This is a genomic window from Jiangella rhizosphaerae (assembly GCF_003579925.1).
GTDB lineage: Bacteria > Actinomycetota > Actinomycetes > Jiangellales > Jiangellaceae > Jiangella > Jiangella rhizosphaerae.
Genome location: NZ_QUAL01000018.1, coordinates 58,396 through 75,366, shown reverse-complemented (window position 1 = coordinate 75,366; position 16,971 = coordinate 58,396). Strand labels below are relative to the sequence as shown.

Below are 16,971 nucleotides of genomic sequence, written 5' to 3'. Positions count from 1 at the left end.
CCGGTATGCTCGGCGTCGTGCCGCCTCTACGGGCGGCACCTGCGGGTGTAGTTCAATGGTAGAACTCCAGCTTCCCAAGCTGACAACGCGGGTTCGATTCCCGTCACCCGCTCCACTCATATCGGCCCAGGTCAACGGCGGTATCGCCGACCTGGGCCGTTCGCTTTCCCGGATCGCCGTCCACCCCGCGTCGGGCGGCCTGCGCTCCCGCGCGATCGGCCCGGAGCGACAGGCCTCCCCGGCGGGGCGGTGAGGGATTCGGCGTCACCGGCACCCTCCTGGGCCGGTCAGTCCCCCACGAGCTTGATGAGGCCGGCGTTGGTCGGGGTGAAGCCGCAGGCGTCGAAGTAGAACGAGCGCAAATGGTCGTCGAAGTCGACGTGGAGCCATTCGCAGCCGGCGGCCTGGGCGTTCTGGCGGGCGATGGAGATCAGCCGCACGCCGATCCCCTGCCGCTGGGCGCGGCTCGCCACCGCGGTGTCCTGGATGAACGCGTGGACGCCGCCGTCCCAGACGACGTTGACGAAACCGGCCAGAGCATCGCCGTCGCGGGCGGTGACCCAGCCGAGGCTGTGGCGGTCGAGCTGGGCCTGCCAGTCGTCGTCGAAGGGGCGGTGGTCGAAGGCGTCGGCGTGCAGGGCGTCGAGCTCGTCGTTGGTGAACGGGCCGCGCCACGCGAAGGTCGTCATCGGCCCATCCTGACGCCGAGCTCAGACGTCGACGAACAGATTGATCGTGACGACGTCGCCGACCTGCAGCTTCTCGGCCCGGCGGACGACGTCCTTGATGGGGACGACGTATCCGCCGTCCTTCGGGTAGAGCGACGTGGTCCACTCGGTGCCGTCGATGCGGGCCTTGACCGGGATCATGCCCCAGCCGTACGTCACCATCGCCGCCGCCTCGGCCAGTTCGGCGCTCTCGTCACCCGGCACGGTGACGAAGTGGAACGGCGACGGGCCGCGCCAATGCCAGATCTCGCCGCTGAACTCCAGCTCCACGCCCAGATCCTAGAGCTGCTGAAGCTGGTCGCCGGTCACGTGCGTCACGACCAGCTCCGGCACGGCGCCCTCGTCGCCGCCGCGGGCGGGGAAGTCGAACACGCCGAGCATCAGCTGCATCGGGTAGTCCGGCGCCTGGTGCACCACGCGGACGACCTGTCCGTCGACGCTGAACGTGACGCGGCCGGGCCGCCAGTCGACGCCGTAGAGGTGGAAGTCGGCGACGTCGAGGTCGAGCCAGGGCGTCTCGAAGTCCTCGCGCAGCGCGGGGTCGCGGAACGCGTGCACGCCCATGCCGATGTCGTGGGGCGCGGACCCGAAGACCTCCATGACGCAGATCTCGCCGGACCGCTCGGGCCGGTCCTCGATGCCGGACAGCCAGAACGCCACCATCGACCGCTCGGTCACGACGCCGCGCAGCCGGGCCTCGAACCGTCCGTACGTCGGCGTGTACCCCCAGAACGGCGGTTGCTCCTCACGCACCGTGAGCCCGGGCGCGAACGGCTGTTGCCCCACCGTGCTGCCGACCGGACCCGAGAACGCGCCGGTCTGCAGCGCCGACACCCGCAGCGGCTCCTCGTGCCGGTCGGGGCACCACAGGCCCTGCGACGGCGGGATGGACAACCGCAGCTCGCCGTCGCTGACGGAGTACGTCGCGGCGGACTCGGCGCGCGAGCTCCAGTGCGAGAGATAGAAGGGGAACCAGACGCTCGTGTCGAGGTCGTCGCCGCCGAACCGTTCCTCCATGCGCACGGCCATGCCTGATCGTAGACGCCAGGCGCTCGTTAGGGTGAGCGCATGCGTTTCGGCGTTCTCGGTCCGCTCGCCGTCTGGACCGATGACGGCGTGCCGGTCACCGTCCCCGGGGTGAAGGTGCGGGCGCTGCTGGCCGACCTCCTCGTCCACCAGGGCCGGGCCGCCTCCGCCGACCGGCTGGTCGAGGACGTCTGGGGCGACGACGCGCCGGCCAATCCCGGCGCCGCGCTGCAGGTGCGGGTCTCGCAGCTGCGCAAAGCGCTCGACGACGCCGAGCCGGGCGCCCGCGACCTCGTCGTCTCGCGCGCACCCGGCTACGCGCTGGAGACCGACGCCGTCGACGTCGCACGCTTCGCCGAGCTGGTCGGCCGGGCCCAGGCGACGGACGACCCGCAACGCCGCAGGGACGTGCTGACGGAGGCGCTCGGCCTGTGGCGCGGCCCGGCCCTCGCCGACTTCGCCGACCACGAGTTCGCCCGCACGGTCGCCGCCGGCTGGGAGGAGCGGCGGCTGGCCGCGTTCGAACTGCTCGCCGAGGCGCGGCTGGCGCTGGGCGAGCACACCGTCCTCGCCGCCGAGCTGGCCGCGCCGGTCGCCGACCACCCGTTCCGCGAGCGGCTGCGCGCGGTCCACCTGCGCGCGCTCTACCGGGCCGGGCGGCAGCGCGAGGCGCTGGACGGCTACGAGGAGTTCCGCCGCGGCCTCGCCGACGAGCTGGGCCTCGACCCCGGGCCCGAGCTCGCCGCCCTGCACCAGGCCATCCTCGAGCAGGACCCCCGCCTCACCCCCGCGCCGGAGCCGAGGCGGCCGCCGCGCACCAACCTCCCCCGGCCGCCGGCACTGATCGGCCGCGACGACGCCCTCACCGAGCTGCGCGAGCTGCTGGGCAAGGAGCGGCTGGTCACGCTCACCGGCCCCGGCGGGGTCGGCAAGACCCGGCTGGCGACGGCGGCGGCCCACTCGCTCGCGGACGGCTACGACGACGGCGGCTGGCTGGTCGAGCTGGCGGCACTGGAGCGACCGAACCCCCGTCGCGCCGTCGACGACATCGCCGAGCTGGCCATGGCGGCGCTCGGCATCCGTGACGCCGCGGAGCCGGGCGAGCGGCCGGCCGCGCCGTCGGACCGGCTGGCCGAGGCGCTGCGCGAGCGGCGGCTGCTGCTGGTCCTGGACAACTGCGAGCACCTCGTCGAGCACGCCGCCGCGCTCACCGGCCGGCTGCTGCACGCCGCGCCCGGCGTCACCGTGCTGGCCACCAGCCGCGAGCCGCTCGGGCTCAGCGGCGAGGTGCTCTGGGAGGTCCCGCCGCTCGACGTGCCCGCCGACGACGACGGCGACCGGCTCGTCGAGTCCGCCGCGGTGCGGTTGTTCGTCGCCAGGGCGGCGGCGGCCGCCCGCGAGTTCACGCTGGACGCGTCCACCGGTCCGGCCGTGGCCGAGCTGTGCCGGCGGCTCGACGGCATCCCGCTCGCCCTCGAGCTGGCTGCCACGAGGGTCCGAGCGCTCGGCGTGCACACGCTGCTCGACCGCCTCGACGACCGGTTCCGCGCGCTGGGCAGCGGGCCGCGCGACCGGCCGGCCCGGCAGCGGACGCTCGCGGCCGCGATCGACTGGAGCTGGAACCTGCTGGAGCCCGACGAACAGGTCGTGCTGCGGCGGCTGGCCGTGCATGCCGACGGCTGCACGCTCGCGGCCGCCGAGGCGGTCTGCGCCGTCGACGGCGACCTCGACGTGCTGGACCTGCTGGCCCGGCTGGTCGACCGATCCCTGGTCGTGGTCGACGAGCGGACCGGCGCGCGGCGCTACCGGCTGCTGGAGTCCGTCGCCGCCTACGGTGTCAACCGGCTGCTCGAGACCGGCGAGCATGCCCGGATCCGGCTCCGGCACGCCCACTACTACGCGGCGCTGGCCGAACAGGCCGACGCCGAGCTGCGCGGCCCCCGCCAGGGCGAGTGGCTGCACACGCTGGACGCGGAGTCGGCCAACCTGCGCGCCGCGCTGGACGCCGCCGAGCGGCTGGGCGCGTCGGAGCTGGCGCTGCGACTCGCCGGCGCCCAGACGTGGTACTGGCTGCTGCGCGGCCGGCTCACGGAGGGGCGCCGCGCACTGGAGGCGGCGCTGGCCGTCGAGGGCGACGCACCGGCCGCTGTGCGCGGGCATGCGCTGACCTGGCACACCGGCATCGCGATCCTGCAGGGTGACCAGCGCGACTGGTCCGCCCGGTGCGCCGACGCACTCGCCACGTTCGAGCACGCCGACGACTCGACGCTGCGGGCTCGCGCGGAGTGGTTCCTCTGCTGGGCGACGTTCGACCTCGGCGACCTCGCCGCCAGCGAGAGGATGCTCGGGCGCGCCACGAAGGGGTTCGAGGCCACCGGTGACCGCTGGGGCCAGGCCGCCGCGCTCGTCCTGCGGGCCCGGATCGCGCATGTCCACGGCGACCCGGCGACGCTGGACCAGGCGGCGGCGCGGGCGCTGGAGATCTTCCGCGACCTCGGCGACGGCTGGGGCATCCTGCAGGCGACCGACTGGCTGATCGGACTCGCCGACCTCACCGGCGACTACGACGCCGCGATCCGGCGCTGCCAGGAGGCCCTCCCGCGGGCCGAGGAGCTCGGCCTGTGGCCGGACGTCGCGGGGCTGCTGTCGTGGCTGGCCTGGATCGGCGTGCAGACCGGCGACTACGCCGCCGCGCGCGACCACGGCGAACGGGCGGTGCGGCTGGCGGCGGAGCACGGCCAGCAGGCCGCCCAGGTGTTCGCCGCCCTGGGGCTGGCGTTCGCGGCTCGGCGGGCCGGCGACCTGGACGCCGCCGAGGAGCAGCTGACCCGGCTGCTGCGGACGGCCGAGGAGCAGGCCACGGAGGCCGGTACCGCGTTCTACATCTCCATCGTGCTCAACGAGCTCGGCTTCCTCGTCGCCGCGCGCGGTGACGCGGCCGCGGCGCTCGAGCTGCACCTGCGCGCCTACGACACCGGAACCGAGCTCGCCGCCACCCGCGAGTGGACGTTCGCGCTCGAGGCGGCGGCCGCGGCGCTGGCCATGGGCGGCGCGGCGCACGATGCCGCCGTCGTGCTCGGTGCCGCGGAGAGCGCTCGCGTCGCCGGAGGCCTGCCGCGGTCACCGGCCGAGCAGCGCGAAGCCGACCGGATCGCGGTGCTGATCCGGTCGGCGCAGGACGAGGCCGCCTTCGAGGCGGCGTTCGCGGCGGGCGCGGAGCTGACCCCCGCGGCCGCCCGGGAGCTGGCCGGGCGGCCGCGCACGGGTCCGGACGGTCACTTCGGGGCGTAGACGCCCACGATGATCCCGGAGTCGAACACCGTCTGGTCGACCAGCTTCAGGTGCGCGGTGTCGAACCCGTCCCACAGCCGGTAGCCGTCGCCGCCGGACAGCACCGGGAAGATCCAGAAGTGGTACTCGTCGACCAGCTTGTGCTCCAGGAGCGTCCGGTCCAGCTCGCCGGTGCCGTACTTGATGATCGTCTCGCCGGGCTGCGCCTTCAGGTCGGCGACGGCCTGCGCCACATCGCCCTGCAGCAGCTGCGCGTTCCACTCCAGCTCGCCGGTGAGCGTGCGGGAGGCCACGTACTTCGGCAGGGCGTTGAAGCGGTCGGCGAACGGATCGCCCGCCCGCTGTGTCCAGGCGTCCTTGAACCCCTCGTAGGTCGCCCGGCCGAGCAGCATGGCGTCGACGTTGTAGGCGAGCTTCTGGTTGTAGTCGTTGTGCTGCTCGTCCCAGTACGGCGGGCCCCACACGTGCGGCTCGCCGATGGCGCCGTCGAGGGTGATGAAGGTCGACTCGATGATCTTGCGCATGATGTCCTCCTGGCTGGGTGTTCTCGATGGCTTCACGATGCCGGGCCCGCCTTACGGTTTCCTTCAGGTCCGCTTCAGCACCGGCCGCAGCGGGTACGCCGGAGGAACAGGAGGTGCGTCATGACCGGCCGACCCCACCAGATCGACCTCTGGCTCGACCAGCTGCCCGCCGAGCGCCGCACGGAGACCGAGGCGCTGGCCGACCAGCTCCGCGACGCCGCGCCCGGCGACCTCGACGAGGCGATCAAGTGGAACCGGCTCACCTTCACCGCCGGCGGCGACTGGCACCACTGGATCTGCGCCGTGGCCGTGAACAAGCAGACCGTCAGCCTGATGTTCCACAAGGGCGTGCTGCTCGACGACCCGGACGACCTGCTCGACGGCGGCGGCCGGTACCTGCGCACCATGCCGTTCACACGAGCCCGGGAGCACCCTGCCGCGGTGGCAGCGTTGCTGCGGCAGGCGCTCGACCGGCAAAGGGACATGCTTCCGCGCTGACCGGAATGACACAATCCGGCCATGTCCGGGAACCTGATCGTCCAGCCGCTGGACCTCCACCCTGAGCTGGCCGCGCTGGAGGAGAAGATCCCGCAGCTGTGGCCCGCGTTCATGCAGCAGGACCCCACATCCAACCTCTACTACCCGGACGCCGGGCGGAACCATCCCGAGCACGTGCTCGTCGCCTACGAACCGCCCGACACCCCCGTGGCGCTGGCTTACACCGTGCCGGTCGCGTTCGGCGGCAGGAACCGCGAGCAGCTGCCCGACGACGGGTGGGACGGCGTCATCCGGTGGGCGGCGCAGGACCGCGACCGCGGCACGACGCCGAACCTGGTGTCGGCGCTGGAGATCTCCATCCGGCCGGACCGCCGCGGCCAGGGCCTGGCCGCCGTCATGCTGCAGGCGATGCACGACAACGTCCGCCGGCTGGGCTTCACCGAGCTGGTCGCGCCCGTACGGCCGAGCGCGAAGCACCTCGAGCCGCATGCCCCGATGAGCGAGTACGCCTACCGCACCCGGCCCGACGGGCTGCCGGCCGACCCGTGGCTGCGGGTGCACGCGCGGGCCGGGGCGACGATCGTCAAGGTCGCGCCGCGGTCGATGGTGATCACCGGCACGCTCGCCGACTGGCGCCAGTGGACCGGCCTGCCGTTCGACACGAGCGGCGACGTCGTCGTGCCGGAGGCGCTGGTGCCGGTGCACTGCAGTGTCGAGCACGACTACGCCGTCTACGTCGAGCCCAACGTGTGGATGCGGCACCCGGTGGCCTGATCGCTCTAAGCTCGACGACGTGGCACCGGAGACCCTGCGCGAGCGGAAGCAGCAACGCACCCGCGAGGCGATCATCGACGCCGCGCACGAGCGTCTGGTCGAGAGCCACCCGGAGCTGCGCGCCCGCAGCCTCACCAAGCTGCGCCGGCACGCCGAGACGCTGACGCGCGTGCTCACCGACCGCGGCGCCGACCGCGAGACCGCCACCGTCGCCGCCGAGCTGGGGCTGGCCTGCTATCACGCCGCGCGCACGCTCGTCGACGACGACCCCGAGCGGTTGCCGGCCGCGGTGAAGGCCGCGTTCGACCGGCTCGCCGCCCGCTGACCCGAGGAGGGCGGACGGCGTCAGCGGTCGGCCTGGTGGTACTCCAGGCCCGCGCCGGACGGGATCAGGTACGCCGCCCAGCGTTCGGCCGGCGGCCGGCCGCCCAACGATCGCGCCGTCGTCAGCCCGGCGACCTCGGGACCGATGAGCGCCAGCCGGAACGGCACGGCCGCGTAGACCCGGGCGCCGATGCCGGCCAGCCAGCGGTCCAGCGGCCGCCGCCATAGCAGCGAGTCGCCGCCGCGGAAGGGGAACGCGGCGCTGCGCGGCTCGGCGAGGTCCAGCGCGCCGACCGGGATGAAGAACACCAGCCAGTCGGTGCCGGACACCTGCCGGACGGCACGGACCCCGCACACGACGGTGCGCCGGCGCGGCAGCGTGACGAGCCCGGCCAGCCGGCCGTGCCGGTGCAGTGCCGCCGCGGTGCAGGGCGCCTCGGCCCACGTGCCCGGGTCGTCAGGCCCCGCGGCGTGGCACCCGGCGACGTCCGCGGCCGTCCACAGCGTCGTCAGCGCCGCCTCGAGCCGGGCGTCGTCGCGCTCGCCCAGCTCGACGGCCAGCTCGTAGGCACCGCCGAGCCAGAGCGTGTCATCACGCAGATCGGAAGCGTCCGCCGCCACGGGGACCATCATTCCGGCTGGGCGGCCTCGCGCGGGCGGTTTCCGGACAACTCGGACCAGGCTGCGCCTAGATCAGATCGACGACGACCTTGATGTCGCCGTCCTCGCGCCGCAGCGCCCGCACCGCGTCGTCCAGCGGCACCCGCCGGGTGATCAGCCGGCCGAGCCAGGTGGGATCGGCCGCGGCCAGCGCGTCCGCCGCGGCCCGGTAGTGCCGGTGGTTGGCGTTGACCGAGCCGAACAGCACGTCGTTCTCCAGCACCATCTCGCGGTAGCCGCTGCCGGCCTCGACGGAGATCCGGCGGCCGGCCGCGTACACGCCGGTCAGGCAGACGATGCCGAACGCGGCGGTGCTCGCCATGGCGCCGAACGCGAGGTCGGACACCCCCGTGGCCTCGATGACGATGTCGGGCCGGACCTTCTCCGCCGCCCGCTCCAGCCCGTCGTGGTGGTAGGTCGCGCCCAAGGCCGCGACGGCGTCCGGCTTGGCCCCGCGGTCCACGACATCGAGGACGTGGACGTCCAGCCCGCGCTGCACGCCCAGCAGCGCGGCGAGCAGCCCGATCGGCCCAGCACCGGTGACCAGCACCGACGCGGGGTCGAACCACGACCGTTCCCCGATGCGCTCGATCTGCTCCCACGCCTTCGCCACCACGCTGGCCGGCTCGACCAGCATGCCGACCGGTTCGAGCGCCGGATCGAGGACGACGACGTCGCCGGCCGGGACGCACCACCGCTCGGCGCCGAAGCCGTCCAGTTCCTTGATGCCGTGCTCGGTGTAGCGGCCGTTGCGGCACATGTCGAACTCCCCGTGCGCGCAGGCCGCGCAGGGCTCCGGGTCGGGCCGCCGGACGACACCGGCCACCAGGTCGCCGGGGCGGACCTGGCTCCCGTCCGGCGCCTGGAGCACCGTCCCGAGCGACTCGTGGCCCAGCACCAGCAGGTCGCTGCCGGGCGGCGGCTCGCCGTACTCGCCGGCGACGATCTCCGCGTCGGTGCCGCAGATCCCGGCCGCGAGGCCCCGTACGAGCAGGTCGCCGTCGCCTGGTGTCGGGTCGGGCACCTCGCGGACCTCGAACGATCCGGGCCGGCCGGGTTCCACCGTCATCGCACGCACGGTGGAACCCTTACCCGGGATCGTCAGGGACGCAACGGACCGGTGCCCGCCGCGTTCGCCGTCAGGGCCGCCGCGATGTCGTCGAGGTCGGCGGTGTCGAGCTCCAGGCCGGCCGCCGTGACCCAGCCGTCGATCTGGCTCGGCCGGCGGGCGCCGACGATGGCGGCGGTGACACCCGGGACCGCCAGCGTCCAGGCGACCGCGAGCGCCGCCACGCTGACGCCCTTGCGCTCGGCGATCGGCCGCAGGTCGTCGACCAGCGCGAGGTTGCGCCGCAGCCCGTCACCGGTGAAATCGGCGCTGCGGCTGCGCCAGTCGTCGGCGCCCAGCGACGCCGCCCGCTCGGCGGTGAACGACCCGGTGAGCAGGCCGGAGGCCATCGGGCTGTAGACGATGACGCCGGTGTCGTGTTCGGCCGACCACGGGATGACGTCAGAGGCGGCGTCGCGGCGGATCAGGCTCAGCGGCGGCTGCAGGGCGTCGACATGCCCGACGGACTCGGCCGCGTCCAGCTGCTTGACGTCGTGGTTGGACAGCCCGGCGGCGCGGATCTTGCCCTCGTCGACCAGCTCGCGGAACGCCGCCCAGTACTCCTCGACCGGTGTGCCGTCCTCGGCCGGCCAGTGCATCTGGAACAGGTCGATGCGCTCGACGCCGAGCCGCCGCAGCGAGCTCTCGACGTCACGGCGGATGCTCTCGGGCCGGCCCACCCGGCTCGCCGGCCGCGAGCGGTCGTCGGGGTCCCACACCAGCCCGCCCTTGGTGAACACGTACGGACGGTCGTCGGGAGGGAGGTCGCGCAGCGCCCGCGCGACCACCTCCTCGGAATGGCCGAGCCCGTAGACGCCGGCGGTGTCGATCCAGTTCACGCCGGACTCCACCGCATAGCGGATGGCCTGCACGGACTCGTCGTCGTCCTGCGGTCCCCAGGCGTGCGCCCAGTCGCCGCCGCCGATGGCCCAGGCGCCGAAGCCCACCCGAGTGAGGTCCATGCCGGTACGGCCCAGAGGTGCGGTCTGCAACATGCCATCAGCCTCCGTGGACGGCGGCCGTGCTGTCCAACAGGGATGATCGATGACACCGAGAAGCCGCGCTCATCAATACGGCTCGGGACGAGGCCGACGTCACGCGGGTTGGTACCGTCGCCGCGCCTCTGCCGCCACGCTTCCGCGCCCGTTTCGCCCCGTTTGCCGCCCCTGTGGACAGCGATGATCATCCAGGATCGCCTACATCACGAGGATTGCACGAGCTTCACCATGGCTGCAGGGGTGTTGACGCTGGGGTAATCCTCGTGACGGCTCCCGAATCACGGGGAAATCTCACCACGTGGACGCTCAACGACACCAACGCCACATAGAAGCCGGGCCGAACGCCCCCGGTCCCATCGCCACACTCCCCCGTCCCCCTGATAACTGCCCGTTCTTAGCCGCAGCAGGGGGACGGCCCACGCAGCAGGGACGGCTGACGGCGCTCCGTCAGTCGGGCAGCAGCGGCATCACCACACCCTCGTCCCGGTTCAGCAGGACGGCGCGGGTGACGGCGCGCGAGCCGAACCGGTCGCGTACGTCGTCGACGGTGGCGTCGAGCGCGCTGCCGCCGTGGCGGTCGATGGGCAGCGGCAGCTGGAGCGGGTTGTCGTCCTCGAGGTTGCTCAGCGCGACGCCGACCAGCGTCAGCCCGCGCTGCTCGATGGTGGGCGCCACCGCGGCGAGGAGGTTGCGGGTGACGGTGAGCAGCTGGCCGGTGTGCGACGTCGGCTCGGCCAGGGTGTGCGAGCGGGTGGCGCGGGTGTAGTCGTCGAAGCGCAGCCGCAGCACGACGGTGCGGCAGACGCGGCGAGCGCCGCGCAGCCGCCGGGCCACGCGGTCGACGATGCCGACGACGACGGCGTCGAGCTCGGCCGCCGACCGGCGCCGGCTGCCCAGGGCGTGCTGCGACCCGATGGAGTGCCGCCGCTGGCCGACGACCACGCGGCGCGGGTCGCGGCCGACGGCCAGCGCGTGCAGGTGCCGGCCGGCCGCAGGGCCGACGATGGCGACCAGCGACCGCTCGGCCAGCCGGGCGACGTCGCCGACGGTGTAGACGCCGCGCTGCCGCAGCTTCACCGCCGTCTTCTCACCGACGCCCCACAGCCGCTCGATCGGCAGCGGGTGCAGGAACTCCAGCTCGCGCTCGGGCTCGACCACCAGCAGGCCGTTCGGCTTGGCCACCGCGCTGGCCACCTTGGCGAGGAACTTGGTGCGAGCCACGCCGACGGTGATCGGCAGCCCGACGGTGCGCAGCACCTCGGCGCGCAGCCGCGCGGCGATCTCCGGCGGCGAGCCGGAGATCTTCGCCAGCCCCCCGACGTCCAGGAACGCCTCGTCGATGGAGAGCCCCTCGACCAGCGGCGTCGTCCGCCGGAACACCTCGAACACCGCCTCGCTGGCCGCCGAGTAGGCCGACATGCGCGGCGAGACGACGACGGCGTCAGGGCACAGCCGGCGCGCCTGCCGGCCGCCCATCGCCGTGCGCACCCCGCGCGCCTTGGCCTCGTAGCTGGCCGCCAGGACGACGCCCATGCCGACGATGACGGGCTTGCCGCGCAGGTCGGGGTCGTCGCGCTGCTCGACCGACGCGTAGAAGGCGTCGAGGTCGGCATGCAGAATGGTCGCCCGACTGGCCACGAACACATGTTCGCATCAGAACATCGAGATGCCAAGACTTCCGACAGTGCTCACCTTCTTGACAAACGTATTTGTCGGTGGCACGCTTCTCGGCATGCAGGACGTAGCGGTGATCGAGGACCCCGCAGCGGCGGAGGCGTCGCTGGACCCCATGCGGACCCGGCTGCTGGCGGAGCTCGCCGAGCCCGGGTCGGCCACCATGCTGGCCGCCCGCGTCGGCCTGGCCCGGCAGAAGGTGAACTACCACCTGCGCACGCTGGAACGGCACGGCCTGGTCGAGCTGGTCGAGGAGCGGCGCAAGGGCAACGTCACCGAGCGGGTGCTCCAGGCGACGGCGGCGTCGTACGTCATCTCGCCGACGGCGCTGGCCGCCGTGCAGCCCGACCCGTCCCGCTCACCCGACAGGCTGTCCGCCCGCTGGCTGCTGGCGCTGGCGTCGAGGCTGGTCCGCGACGTCGGCCTGCTCATCACGGCGTCGGCCAAGGCGCGCAAGCGGGTGGCCACGTTCGCCGTCGACGGCGAGGTGCGGTTCGCCTCGGCCGCCGACCGCGCCGCGTTCGCCGAAGAACTGGCCGGCGCCGTCACCGCGCTGGTCGCCAAGTACCACGACGAGTCCGCCCCCGGCGGACGCCCCCACCGCATCGTCGTCGCCGTCCACCCGAGCGTCGACGCCGCGCCGAAGGAGTCCTGACCATGGGTCGCGAGTTCGAGTCGACGCACCAGGCCGACGTCGACGCCACGCCCGAGGAGATCTGGGCGGCCATCGCCACCGGTCCCGGCATCGAGTCGTGGTTCATGGGCCGCGCCGACGTCGAGCCGGGCCCCGACGGCGCCGTCCGCATCGACTTCGGCGGCTACGCTCCGGCGCACGGCGTCACCGCGTGGGAGCCCGGCAAGCGGCTGGCCTACGCGACCGAGCCCGAGCCTGACGGCCGGTTCGTCGCCTACGAGTTCCTGCTCGAGGGCCGCGACCGCGGCAGCACCACGCTGCGGGTGGTCGCGAGCGGCTTCCTCCCCGGCGACGACTGGGCCGACGAGTTCGAGGCCATGTCGCGCGGCCACGAGCTGTTCTTCCAGACGCTGTTCGAGTACCTCACCCACTTCGCCGGCCGCACGGCCACGCCCGTCACGGCGTTCGGCCCGCCGGTCGCCGACTGGGACCACGCCTGGGCCACGCTGCGCGCCGAGCTCGGCCTCACCGCTCCGGTCGCTCCCGGCGACGGCATCCGCCTGCGGTTCGCGGACGGTGCGGAGGAGGACGGCGTGGTCTACTACGTCAACGCCGAGACCCTCGGCATCCGCACCGCCGGCACGCTGATCCGCTTCCTCCAGGGGTTCCACGGCCCCATGATCGCCGCCCACCACGTCTTCGCCGACGACGCGCACCGCCACACCGACGCCGCCTGGCAGGCCTGGCTGACCCGCGTCCTCGGCTGACCACACTCACCCGCCCAAGGAGAGTCCGCCCATGTCCAGCACCGTCACCTCGGCCGACGGCACCACCATCGCCTACACGAAGGTCGGCTCCGGGCCGCCGCTGATCCTCGTCGACGGCGCCCTGTGCTACCGCGACTTCGGCCCGATGGCCGACCTCGCCGACGGCCTGGCCGCCGCGTTCACCGTCTACTTCTACGACCGGCGCGGCCGCGGCGAGAGCGGCGACACCGCCCCGTACGCCGTCGAGCGCGAGGCCGAGGACCTGGAGGCCCTGATCGCCGCCGCCGGTGGCGAGGTGTTCATGTACGGCTGCTCCTCCGGTGCGGCGCTGGCCCTGGAGGCGGCGAAGCGGCCCGGCTCCGGCGTCACGAAGCTCGCGCTCTACGAGCTGCCGGCCATCACCGACGACACCGGCAAGCCGTGGCCGCCGGACCTGCTGGCCCGCACCGACGAGCTGGTCGCGGCCGACCGCCGCAGCGACGTCGTCAAGCTGTTCATGAAGACCGTCGGCACGCCGGCCGCGGCCATCGCGATCATGCGGCTCACGCCGGTGTGGAAGAAGCTCAAGGCCGTCGCGCACACGATCCCGTACGACTACCGCGTGCTCGGCGACACCGGCTACGGCAAGCCGTTCCCGGCCGACCGGTGGTCCGCCGTCACGCAGCCGGCGCTGGTCATGGACGGCGGCAAGAGCCCCGAGTACATGCGCAACAGTCAGCGCCGGCTCGCCGAGGTGCTGCCCAACGCGCAGCACCGGACCCTGCCCGGCCAGACGCACATGGTGAAGGCGGCCGTGCAGGTCCCGGTGCTCACGGAGTACTTCAGCTCCTGACCACCTCGCGGTGACGGTCACGGGCGCCGTCCGCGGCGTCCGCCGTCGTCCGCCGCCGGGGAATCAGCAACCCGGCGGCGGCGCCGGCCAGGGCCAGCAGCGCGGCGCCGGCCAGGGCCGCGACGAACCCGTCGGTGAACTCCCGCGGCGAGGCGTAGCCGCCCCGGCCGGCGAAGACCGCCACCAGGACGGCGATGCCGAAGACCCCGCCGAGCTGCCGGAGCATGGTGTTCGTGCCGGCGCCCTTGCCGATCATGTGCGCGGGCACGGCGCCGACGACGGAGTTCTGGGTGGCGGGGATCGCCATCGCGATGCCGATGCCGCTGATGACCAGTGGCGGGACCAGCGGTGCGTACGCCATGCCCGGCTCGGCGATCAGCGCCAGCCAGGCGAACCCGCCGGCCTGCAGCAGCAGCCCGCCGACCAGGAACGGCCGCTCGCCCAGCCGGTCGACCAGCGCGCCGGCGACCGGCGCCACGACCATGAGGCAGCCGGTCCACGGCACCAGTCGCAGGCCGGCCTCGAACGGCGTGTGCCCCAGGCCGATCTCCATGAACTGGGCGATGAGGAACAGCGTCCCGAACAGCGAGGCGGTCAGCAGGAAGGCGGTGGCGTTGCCGGCGGAGAACGCCCGGGAGCGGAAGAACGCGAGCGGCAGCATCGGCTCGGACGCTCGCCGCTCCCACGCCACGAACGCCGCCAGCAGCGCGACGCCCAGCACCAGCGCGGTCACCACCTCCGCGTTGCCCCAGCCGGCGACGTTGCCACGGACCAGCCCCCATACCAGGCCGAACGCCGCGGCCGTGCCCAGCGCGAGGCCGGGAAGGTCGAGCCCCGTGTCGCCGCCGCGGCTCTCCTCGATACGCGTCAGCACGAACGGCAGGACCAGCAGCCCGAGCGGCACGTTCAGCCAGAAGATCCATTCCCAGGACGCGCCCTCGGTGATGGCGCCGCCCAGCAGCGGCCCGCCGACCACCGACAGCCCGGTCACGCCCATGAAGACGCCCATCGCCCGGCCCCGGCGCTCGGGCGGGTACGCCGCGCTCAGGATCGCCAGCGACAGCGGCATCAGCACCGCGGCGCCGGCACCCTGGACGATCCGGGCTGCGATCAGCCAGCCGATCCCAGGAGCCAGTGCGCACGCCGCCGACGCGGCGGTGAACACCACCAGGCCGACGGCGAACAGCCGCTTGCGGCCGTACCTGTCGCCCAGGGCCGATCCGGTCATCAGGAGCACGGCCAGGCTCAGGCTGTAGGCCGTGACCGTCCATTCCAGTTCCTCCAGCGTGGCACCCAGGTCGGACCTGATGGTGCTCAGGGCGACCGTCACGATCAGCGTGTCCAGTGCCACCATGAGCGAGGCGATCGAGGTGAGGGCCAGCACCCAGGCCCGGTGTGAGCGCGAGCTCATCGTGCGACTCCTTCGGTTTCACGATTCCGTCACCCCAGGCAGATCCACCGTCACCGCGAAACTCGCCGCACCGACGACTTCCGGGTGCCGCGCGGGTCTGTACCAGGGAGAGCGCACGACCAGGAGGGACCGAATGACCGTGACGTCCGAGGCGCGGGCCGACGAGTTCGCCCGGCAGACCGACCCGTACCGCCGCGAGCTGCTGGCCCACTGCTACCGCATGCTCGGGTCGCTGCACGACGCCGAGGACACCGTCCAGGAGACGTACCTGCGGGCGTGGCGCGGCTACGACGGGTTCGAGGGCCGGGCGTCGCTGCGCACCTGGCTGTACACCATTGCGACCCGGGCGTGTCTGCGTGCGCTGGAGAGCCGCGGCCGCCGCGCCCTGCCGTCGGGGCTGGGCGGGCCGAACGCCGACCCCGACGCACCGCTGGAGCCGCCGCTCACCGACGTGCCGTGGCTGGAGCCGTTCCCGGACGCCGTCGCCGATCCGCACGCCGACGACCCCGCCGCCATCNCGCCGTCGCCGATCCGCACGCCGACGACCCCGCCGCCATCGCCGTCGGCCGGGAGAGCACGCGGCTGGCGCTGGTCGCCGCGCTGCAGTACCTGCCGGCGCGGCAGCGGGCGGTGCTGATCCTGCGCGACGTCCTGCGCTGGCGGGCCGCGGAGGTCGCGCGGCTGCTCGACACGACGACGACGGCGGTGAACAGCGCGCTACGGCGGGCGCGGGCCCAGCTGGCCGGGCTGGACGCGGACGGCGTCGCGCGCGTCGCGCCGGAGCCGTCCGACGCGCGGCAGCGCGAGCTGCTGGACCGTTACGTGGCGGCGTTCGAGCACGCCGACGTCGACGGCCTGGTGCGGCTGCTGGCCCGCGACGCCGTGCTGGAGATGCCGCCGCACGCGACGTGGTTCCGCGGTGCGGAGACGGTCGGCCGGTTCCTGGCGCCGCGCCTCGGCGCGCCCGGCGACATGCTCACGATCGAGACCCGGGCCAACGGGCAGCCGGCGCACGCGATGTACAAGCGCGGCGAGGACGGCGTGCACCGGGCGCACGGACTGATGCTGCTGACGATGGCCGGCGGGCGGATCGACCGGGTGACGGTCTTCCGCGATGCGGAGCTGGTCAGGGCGTTCGGTCTCCCCGCCGTCCGATCTGCCGGCGCCACCAGGTGAGCCAGGTGAACGGGCTGAGCGGGTTGCCGCGGTTGCGGCGGGCCTCCTCGGCGGTGGCGCGCGCGGCGGCCGCCGCCTGCTCGGCCGCGGCTGCGCGCTCCTGGGCGATCTGACGCTCGGCGGCCTGGCGCTCGGCCCGCGCCGTGCGCCACTCGGCGACGACGGTGTCGGCGTCGACGGGCGCGACCGGGATGTTCGGGCCCGACGGCGCGCGTAGCCACTGCGCGATGCGCTCGTTCAGCTCGGCGACCACGTCACGAACCGCCTGTTCGGACCGGACGTCGCGCAGCGTCTCGGGCAGCTGGTGGATCTCTTTGCGCAACCGCAGCGGCGTCGGCAGCAACGCCTCGGCGGACTCGCCCTCGCGGGCCAGCTTCTCGCGGATCCAGGTGTACTCGTCGCCCGGGCGGCGGGGCGGCAACGGCTTGCCGGCGAGCGGCAGGTCGTCGAACTCGCCGCGCTCCTGAGCCTCGCGGACCTGTTTGTCGATCCATGTCTCGAAGCCCATGCCGGGCGGCTTGCGTTCCGCCATGCCTCCATTGTCGC

Annotated in this window: 18 protein-coding genes, 1 tRNA gene and 2 pseudogenes; 11 read left to right on the top strand and 10 right to left on the bottom strand. The window is 73.7% G+C overall.

All coding sequences use genetic code 11. The annotated features are described in order from the left end of the window. Window positions 1–41 precede the first annotated feature (41 nt). A tRNA-Gly gene (locus tag DY240_RS02185) sits at window positions 42–115 on the top strand. Window positions 116–287: 172 nt separating this feature from the next. On the opposite strand, the gene DY240_RS02180 is transcribed toward DY240_RS02185, so the two are convergent. From DY240_RS02180 to DY240_RS02170, 3 genes are read right to left on the bottom strand one after another with little or no spacing between them, the layout of a single operon-like run. Beyond that, window positions 288–689 carry a GNAT family N-acetyltransferase gene (locus tag DY240_RS02180; RefSeq protein WP_119658333.1) on the bottom strand — a complete coding sequence of 134 codons (402 nt, stop codon included), beginning with the start codon at window positions 687–689 and terminating at the stop codon, window positions 288–290. Between the two features lie 21 nt (window positions 690–710). Beyond that, window positions 711–998, bottom strand: a complete 288-nt coding sequence (locus DY240_RS02175) for a DUF1905 domain-containing protein (protein WP_119658332.1) — start codon at window positions 996–998, stop codon at window positions 711–713. A gap of 9 nt (window positions 999–1,007) precedes the next feature. Then, a complete protein-coding gene (locus tag DY240_RS02170; protein ID WP_199700634.1) occupies window positions 1,008–1,757 on the bottom strand; it encodes a glycoside hydrolase family 16 protein in 750 nt (249 codons plus the stop codon). A gap of 39 nt (window positions 1,758–1,796) precedes the next feature. Here DY240_RS02170 and DY240_RS02165 point away from each other — a divergent pair, with 39 nt between their 5' ends. Beyond that, complete coding sequence (locus DY240_RS02165) at window positions 1,797–5,045, top strand: BTAD domain-containing putative transcriptional regulator (RefSeq protein WP_119658331.1); 3,249 nt, start codon at window positions 1,797–1,799, stop codon at window positions 5,043–5,045. On the opposite strand, the gene DY240_RS02160 is transcribed toward DY240_RS02165, so the two are convergent. Then, entirely contained in the window at window positions 5,030–5,569 is a 540-nt protein-coding gene (locus tag DY240_RS02160; RefSeq protein WP_119658330.1) for a dihydrofolate reductase family protein, read from the bottom strand. The genes DY240_RS02165 and DY240_RS02160 overlap by 16 nt on opposite strands. A gap of 120 nt (window positions 5,570–5,689) precedes the next feature. Here DY240_RS02160 and DY240_RS02155 point away from each other — a divergent pair, with 120 nt between their 5' ends. Genes DY240_RS02155 through DY240_RS02145 form a run of 3 tightly spaced genes read left to right on the top strand, consistent with a single transcriptional unit; the run spans window position 5,690 to window position 7,166 of the window. Continuing rightward, window positions 5,690–6,067 carry a DUF1801 domain-containing protein gene (locus tag DY240_RS02155; protein ID WP_119658329.1) on the top strand — a complete coding sequence of 126 codons (378 nt, stop codon included), beginning with the start codon at window positions 5,690–5,692 and terminating at the stop codon, window positions 6,065–6,067. A 21-nt stretch (window positions 6,068–6,088) separates the two neighbouring features. Then, window positions 6,089–6,841 (top strand): N-acetyltransferase, encoded by a 753-nt coding sequence (locus DY240_RS02150; RefSeq protein WP_119658328.1) that lies wholly within the window; start codon window positions 6,089–6,091, stop codon window positions 6,839–6,841. Between the two features lie 19 nt (window positions 6,842–6,860). Beyond that, window positions 6,861–7,166 carry a hypothetical protein gene (locus DY240_RS02145; RefSeq protein ID WP_119658327.1) on the top strand — a complete coding sequence of 102 codons (306 nt, stop codon included), beginning with the start codon at window positions 6,861–6,863 and terminating at the stop codon, window positions 7,164–7,166. A gap of 20 nt (window positions 7,167–7,186) precedes the next feature. Here the strand turns inward: DY240_RS02145 and DY240_RS02140 are convergent, their stop codons facing one another. From DY240_RS02140 to dinB, 4 genes are all read right to left on the bottom strand, one after another. Beyond that, the gene (locus DY240_RS02140; RefSeq protein ID WP_119658326.1) at window positions 7,187–7,786 is read right to left on the bottom strand and encodes a hypothetical protein; all 600 of its coding nucleotides are present in this window, start codon (window positions 7,784–7,786) and stop codon (window positions 7,187–7,189) included. A gap of 67 nt (window positions 7,787–7,853) precedes the next feature. After that, a complete protein-coding gene (locus tag DY240_RS02135; RefSeq protein WP_119658325.1) occupies window positions 7,854–8,903 on the bottom strand; it encodes a glucose 1-dehydrogenase in 1,050 nt (349 codons plus the stop codon). 23 nt (window positions 8,904–8,926) lie between these two features. Continuing rightward, window positions 8,927–9,928 (bottom strand): aldo/keto reductase, encoded by a 1,002-nt coding sequence (locus DY240_RS02130; RefSeq protein WP_199700630.1) that lies wholly within the window; start codon window positions 9,926–9,928, stop codon window positions 8,927–8,929. A gap of 450 nt (window positions 9,929–10,378) precedes the next feature. Continuing rightward, on the bottom strand, window positions 10,379–11,575 hold the full coding sequence (dinB, locus tag DY240_RS02125) for a DNA polymerase IV (protein WP_119658323.1): 1,197 nt from the start codon (window positions 11,573–11,575) through the stop codon (window positions 10,379–10,381). Window positions 11,576–11,663: 88 nt separating this feature from the next. On the opposite strand from dinB, the gene DY240_RS02120 reads away from it, so the two are divergent. From DY240_RS02120 to DY240_RS02110, 3 genes are read left to right on the top strand one after another with little or no spacing between them, the layout of a single operon-like run. Next, complete coding sequence (locus DY240_RS02120) at window positions 11,664–12,260, top strand: ArsR/SmtB family transcription factor (protein ID WP_119658322.1); 597 nt, start codon at window positions 11,664–11,666, stop codon at window positions 12,258–12,260. A gap of 2 nt (window positions 12,261–12,262) precedes the next feature. Continuing rightward, the gene (locus DY240_RS02115; protein ID WP_119658321.1) at window positions 12,263–13,006 is read left to right on the top strand and encodes an SRPBCC family protein; all 744 of its coding nucleotides are present in this window, start codon (window positions 12,263–12,265) and stop codon (window positions 13,004–13,006) included. 31 nt (window positions 13,007–13,037) lie between these two features. Next, on the top strand, window positions 13,038–13,838 hold the full coding sequence (locus DY240_RS02110) for an alpha/beta fold hydrolase (protein WP_119658320.1): 801 nt from the start codon (window positions 13,038–13,040) through the stop codon (window positions 13,836–13,838). Here DY240_RS02110 and DY240_RS02105 read toward each other — a convergent pair. After that, complete coding sequence (locus tag DY240_RS02105; RefSeq protein ID WP_119658319.1) at window positions 13,828–15,249, bottom strand: DHA2 family efflux MFS transporter permease subunit; 1,422 nt, start codon at window positions 15,247–15,249, stop codon at window positions 13,828–13,830. The two genes, DY240_RS02110 and DY240_RS02105, sit on opposite strands and share 11 nt — an antisense overlap. On the opposite strand from DY240_RS02105, the pseudogene DY240_RS33850 reads away from it, so the two are divergent. From DY240_RS33850 to DY240_RS33845, 3 genes and pseudogenes are all read left to right on the top strand, one after another. After that, window positions 15,146–15,571 (top strand): annotated as a pseudogene (locus DY240_RS33850) (sigma factor); the annotation flags it as partial. The gene DY240_RS02105 and the pseudogene DY240_RS33850 overlap by 104 nt on opposite strands. After that, a pseudogene (locus tag DY240_RS33940) lies at window positions 15,526–15,766 on the top strand (hypothetical protein); the annotation flags it as partial. The pseudogenes DY240_RS33850 and DY240_RS33940, both read left to right, overlap by 46 nt. A 1-nt stretch (window position 15,767) precedes the next feature. Further along, window positions 15,768–16,425: RNA polymerase subunit sigma-70 (locus DY240_RS33845; protein WP_325049268.1), on the top strand; the 658-nt coding region annotated here is incomplete at its 5' end. On the opposite strand, the gene DY240_RS02095 is transcribed toward DY240_RS33845, so the two are convergent. Further along, entirely contained in the window at window positions 16,376–16,957 is a 582-nt protein-coding gene (locus tag DY240_RS02095; protein ID WP_199700626.1) for a DnaJ family domain-containing protein, read from the bottom strand. The genes DY240_RS33845 and DY240_RS02095 overlap by 50 nt on opposite strands. Window positions 16,958–16,971: the final 14 nt, after the last annotated feature.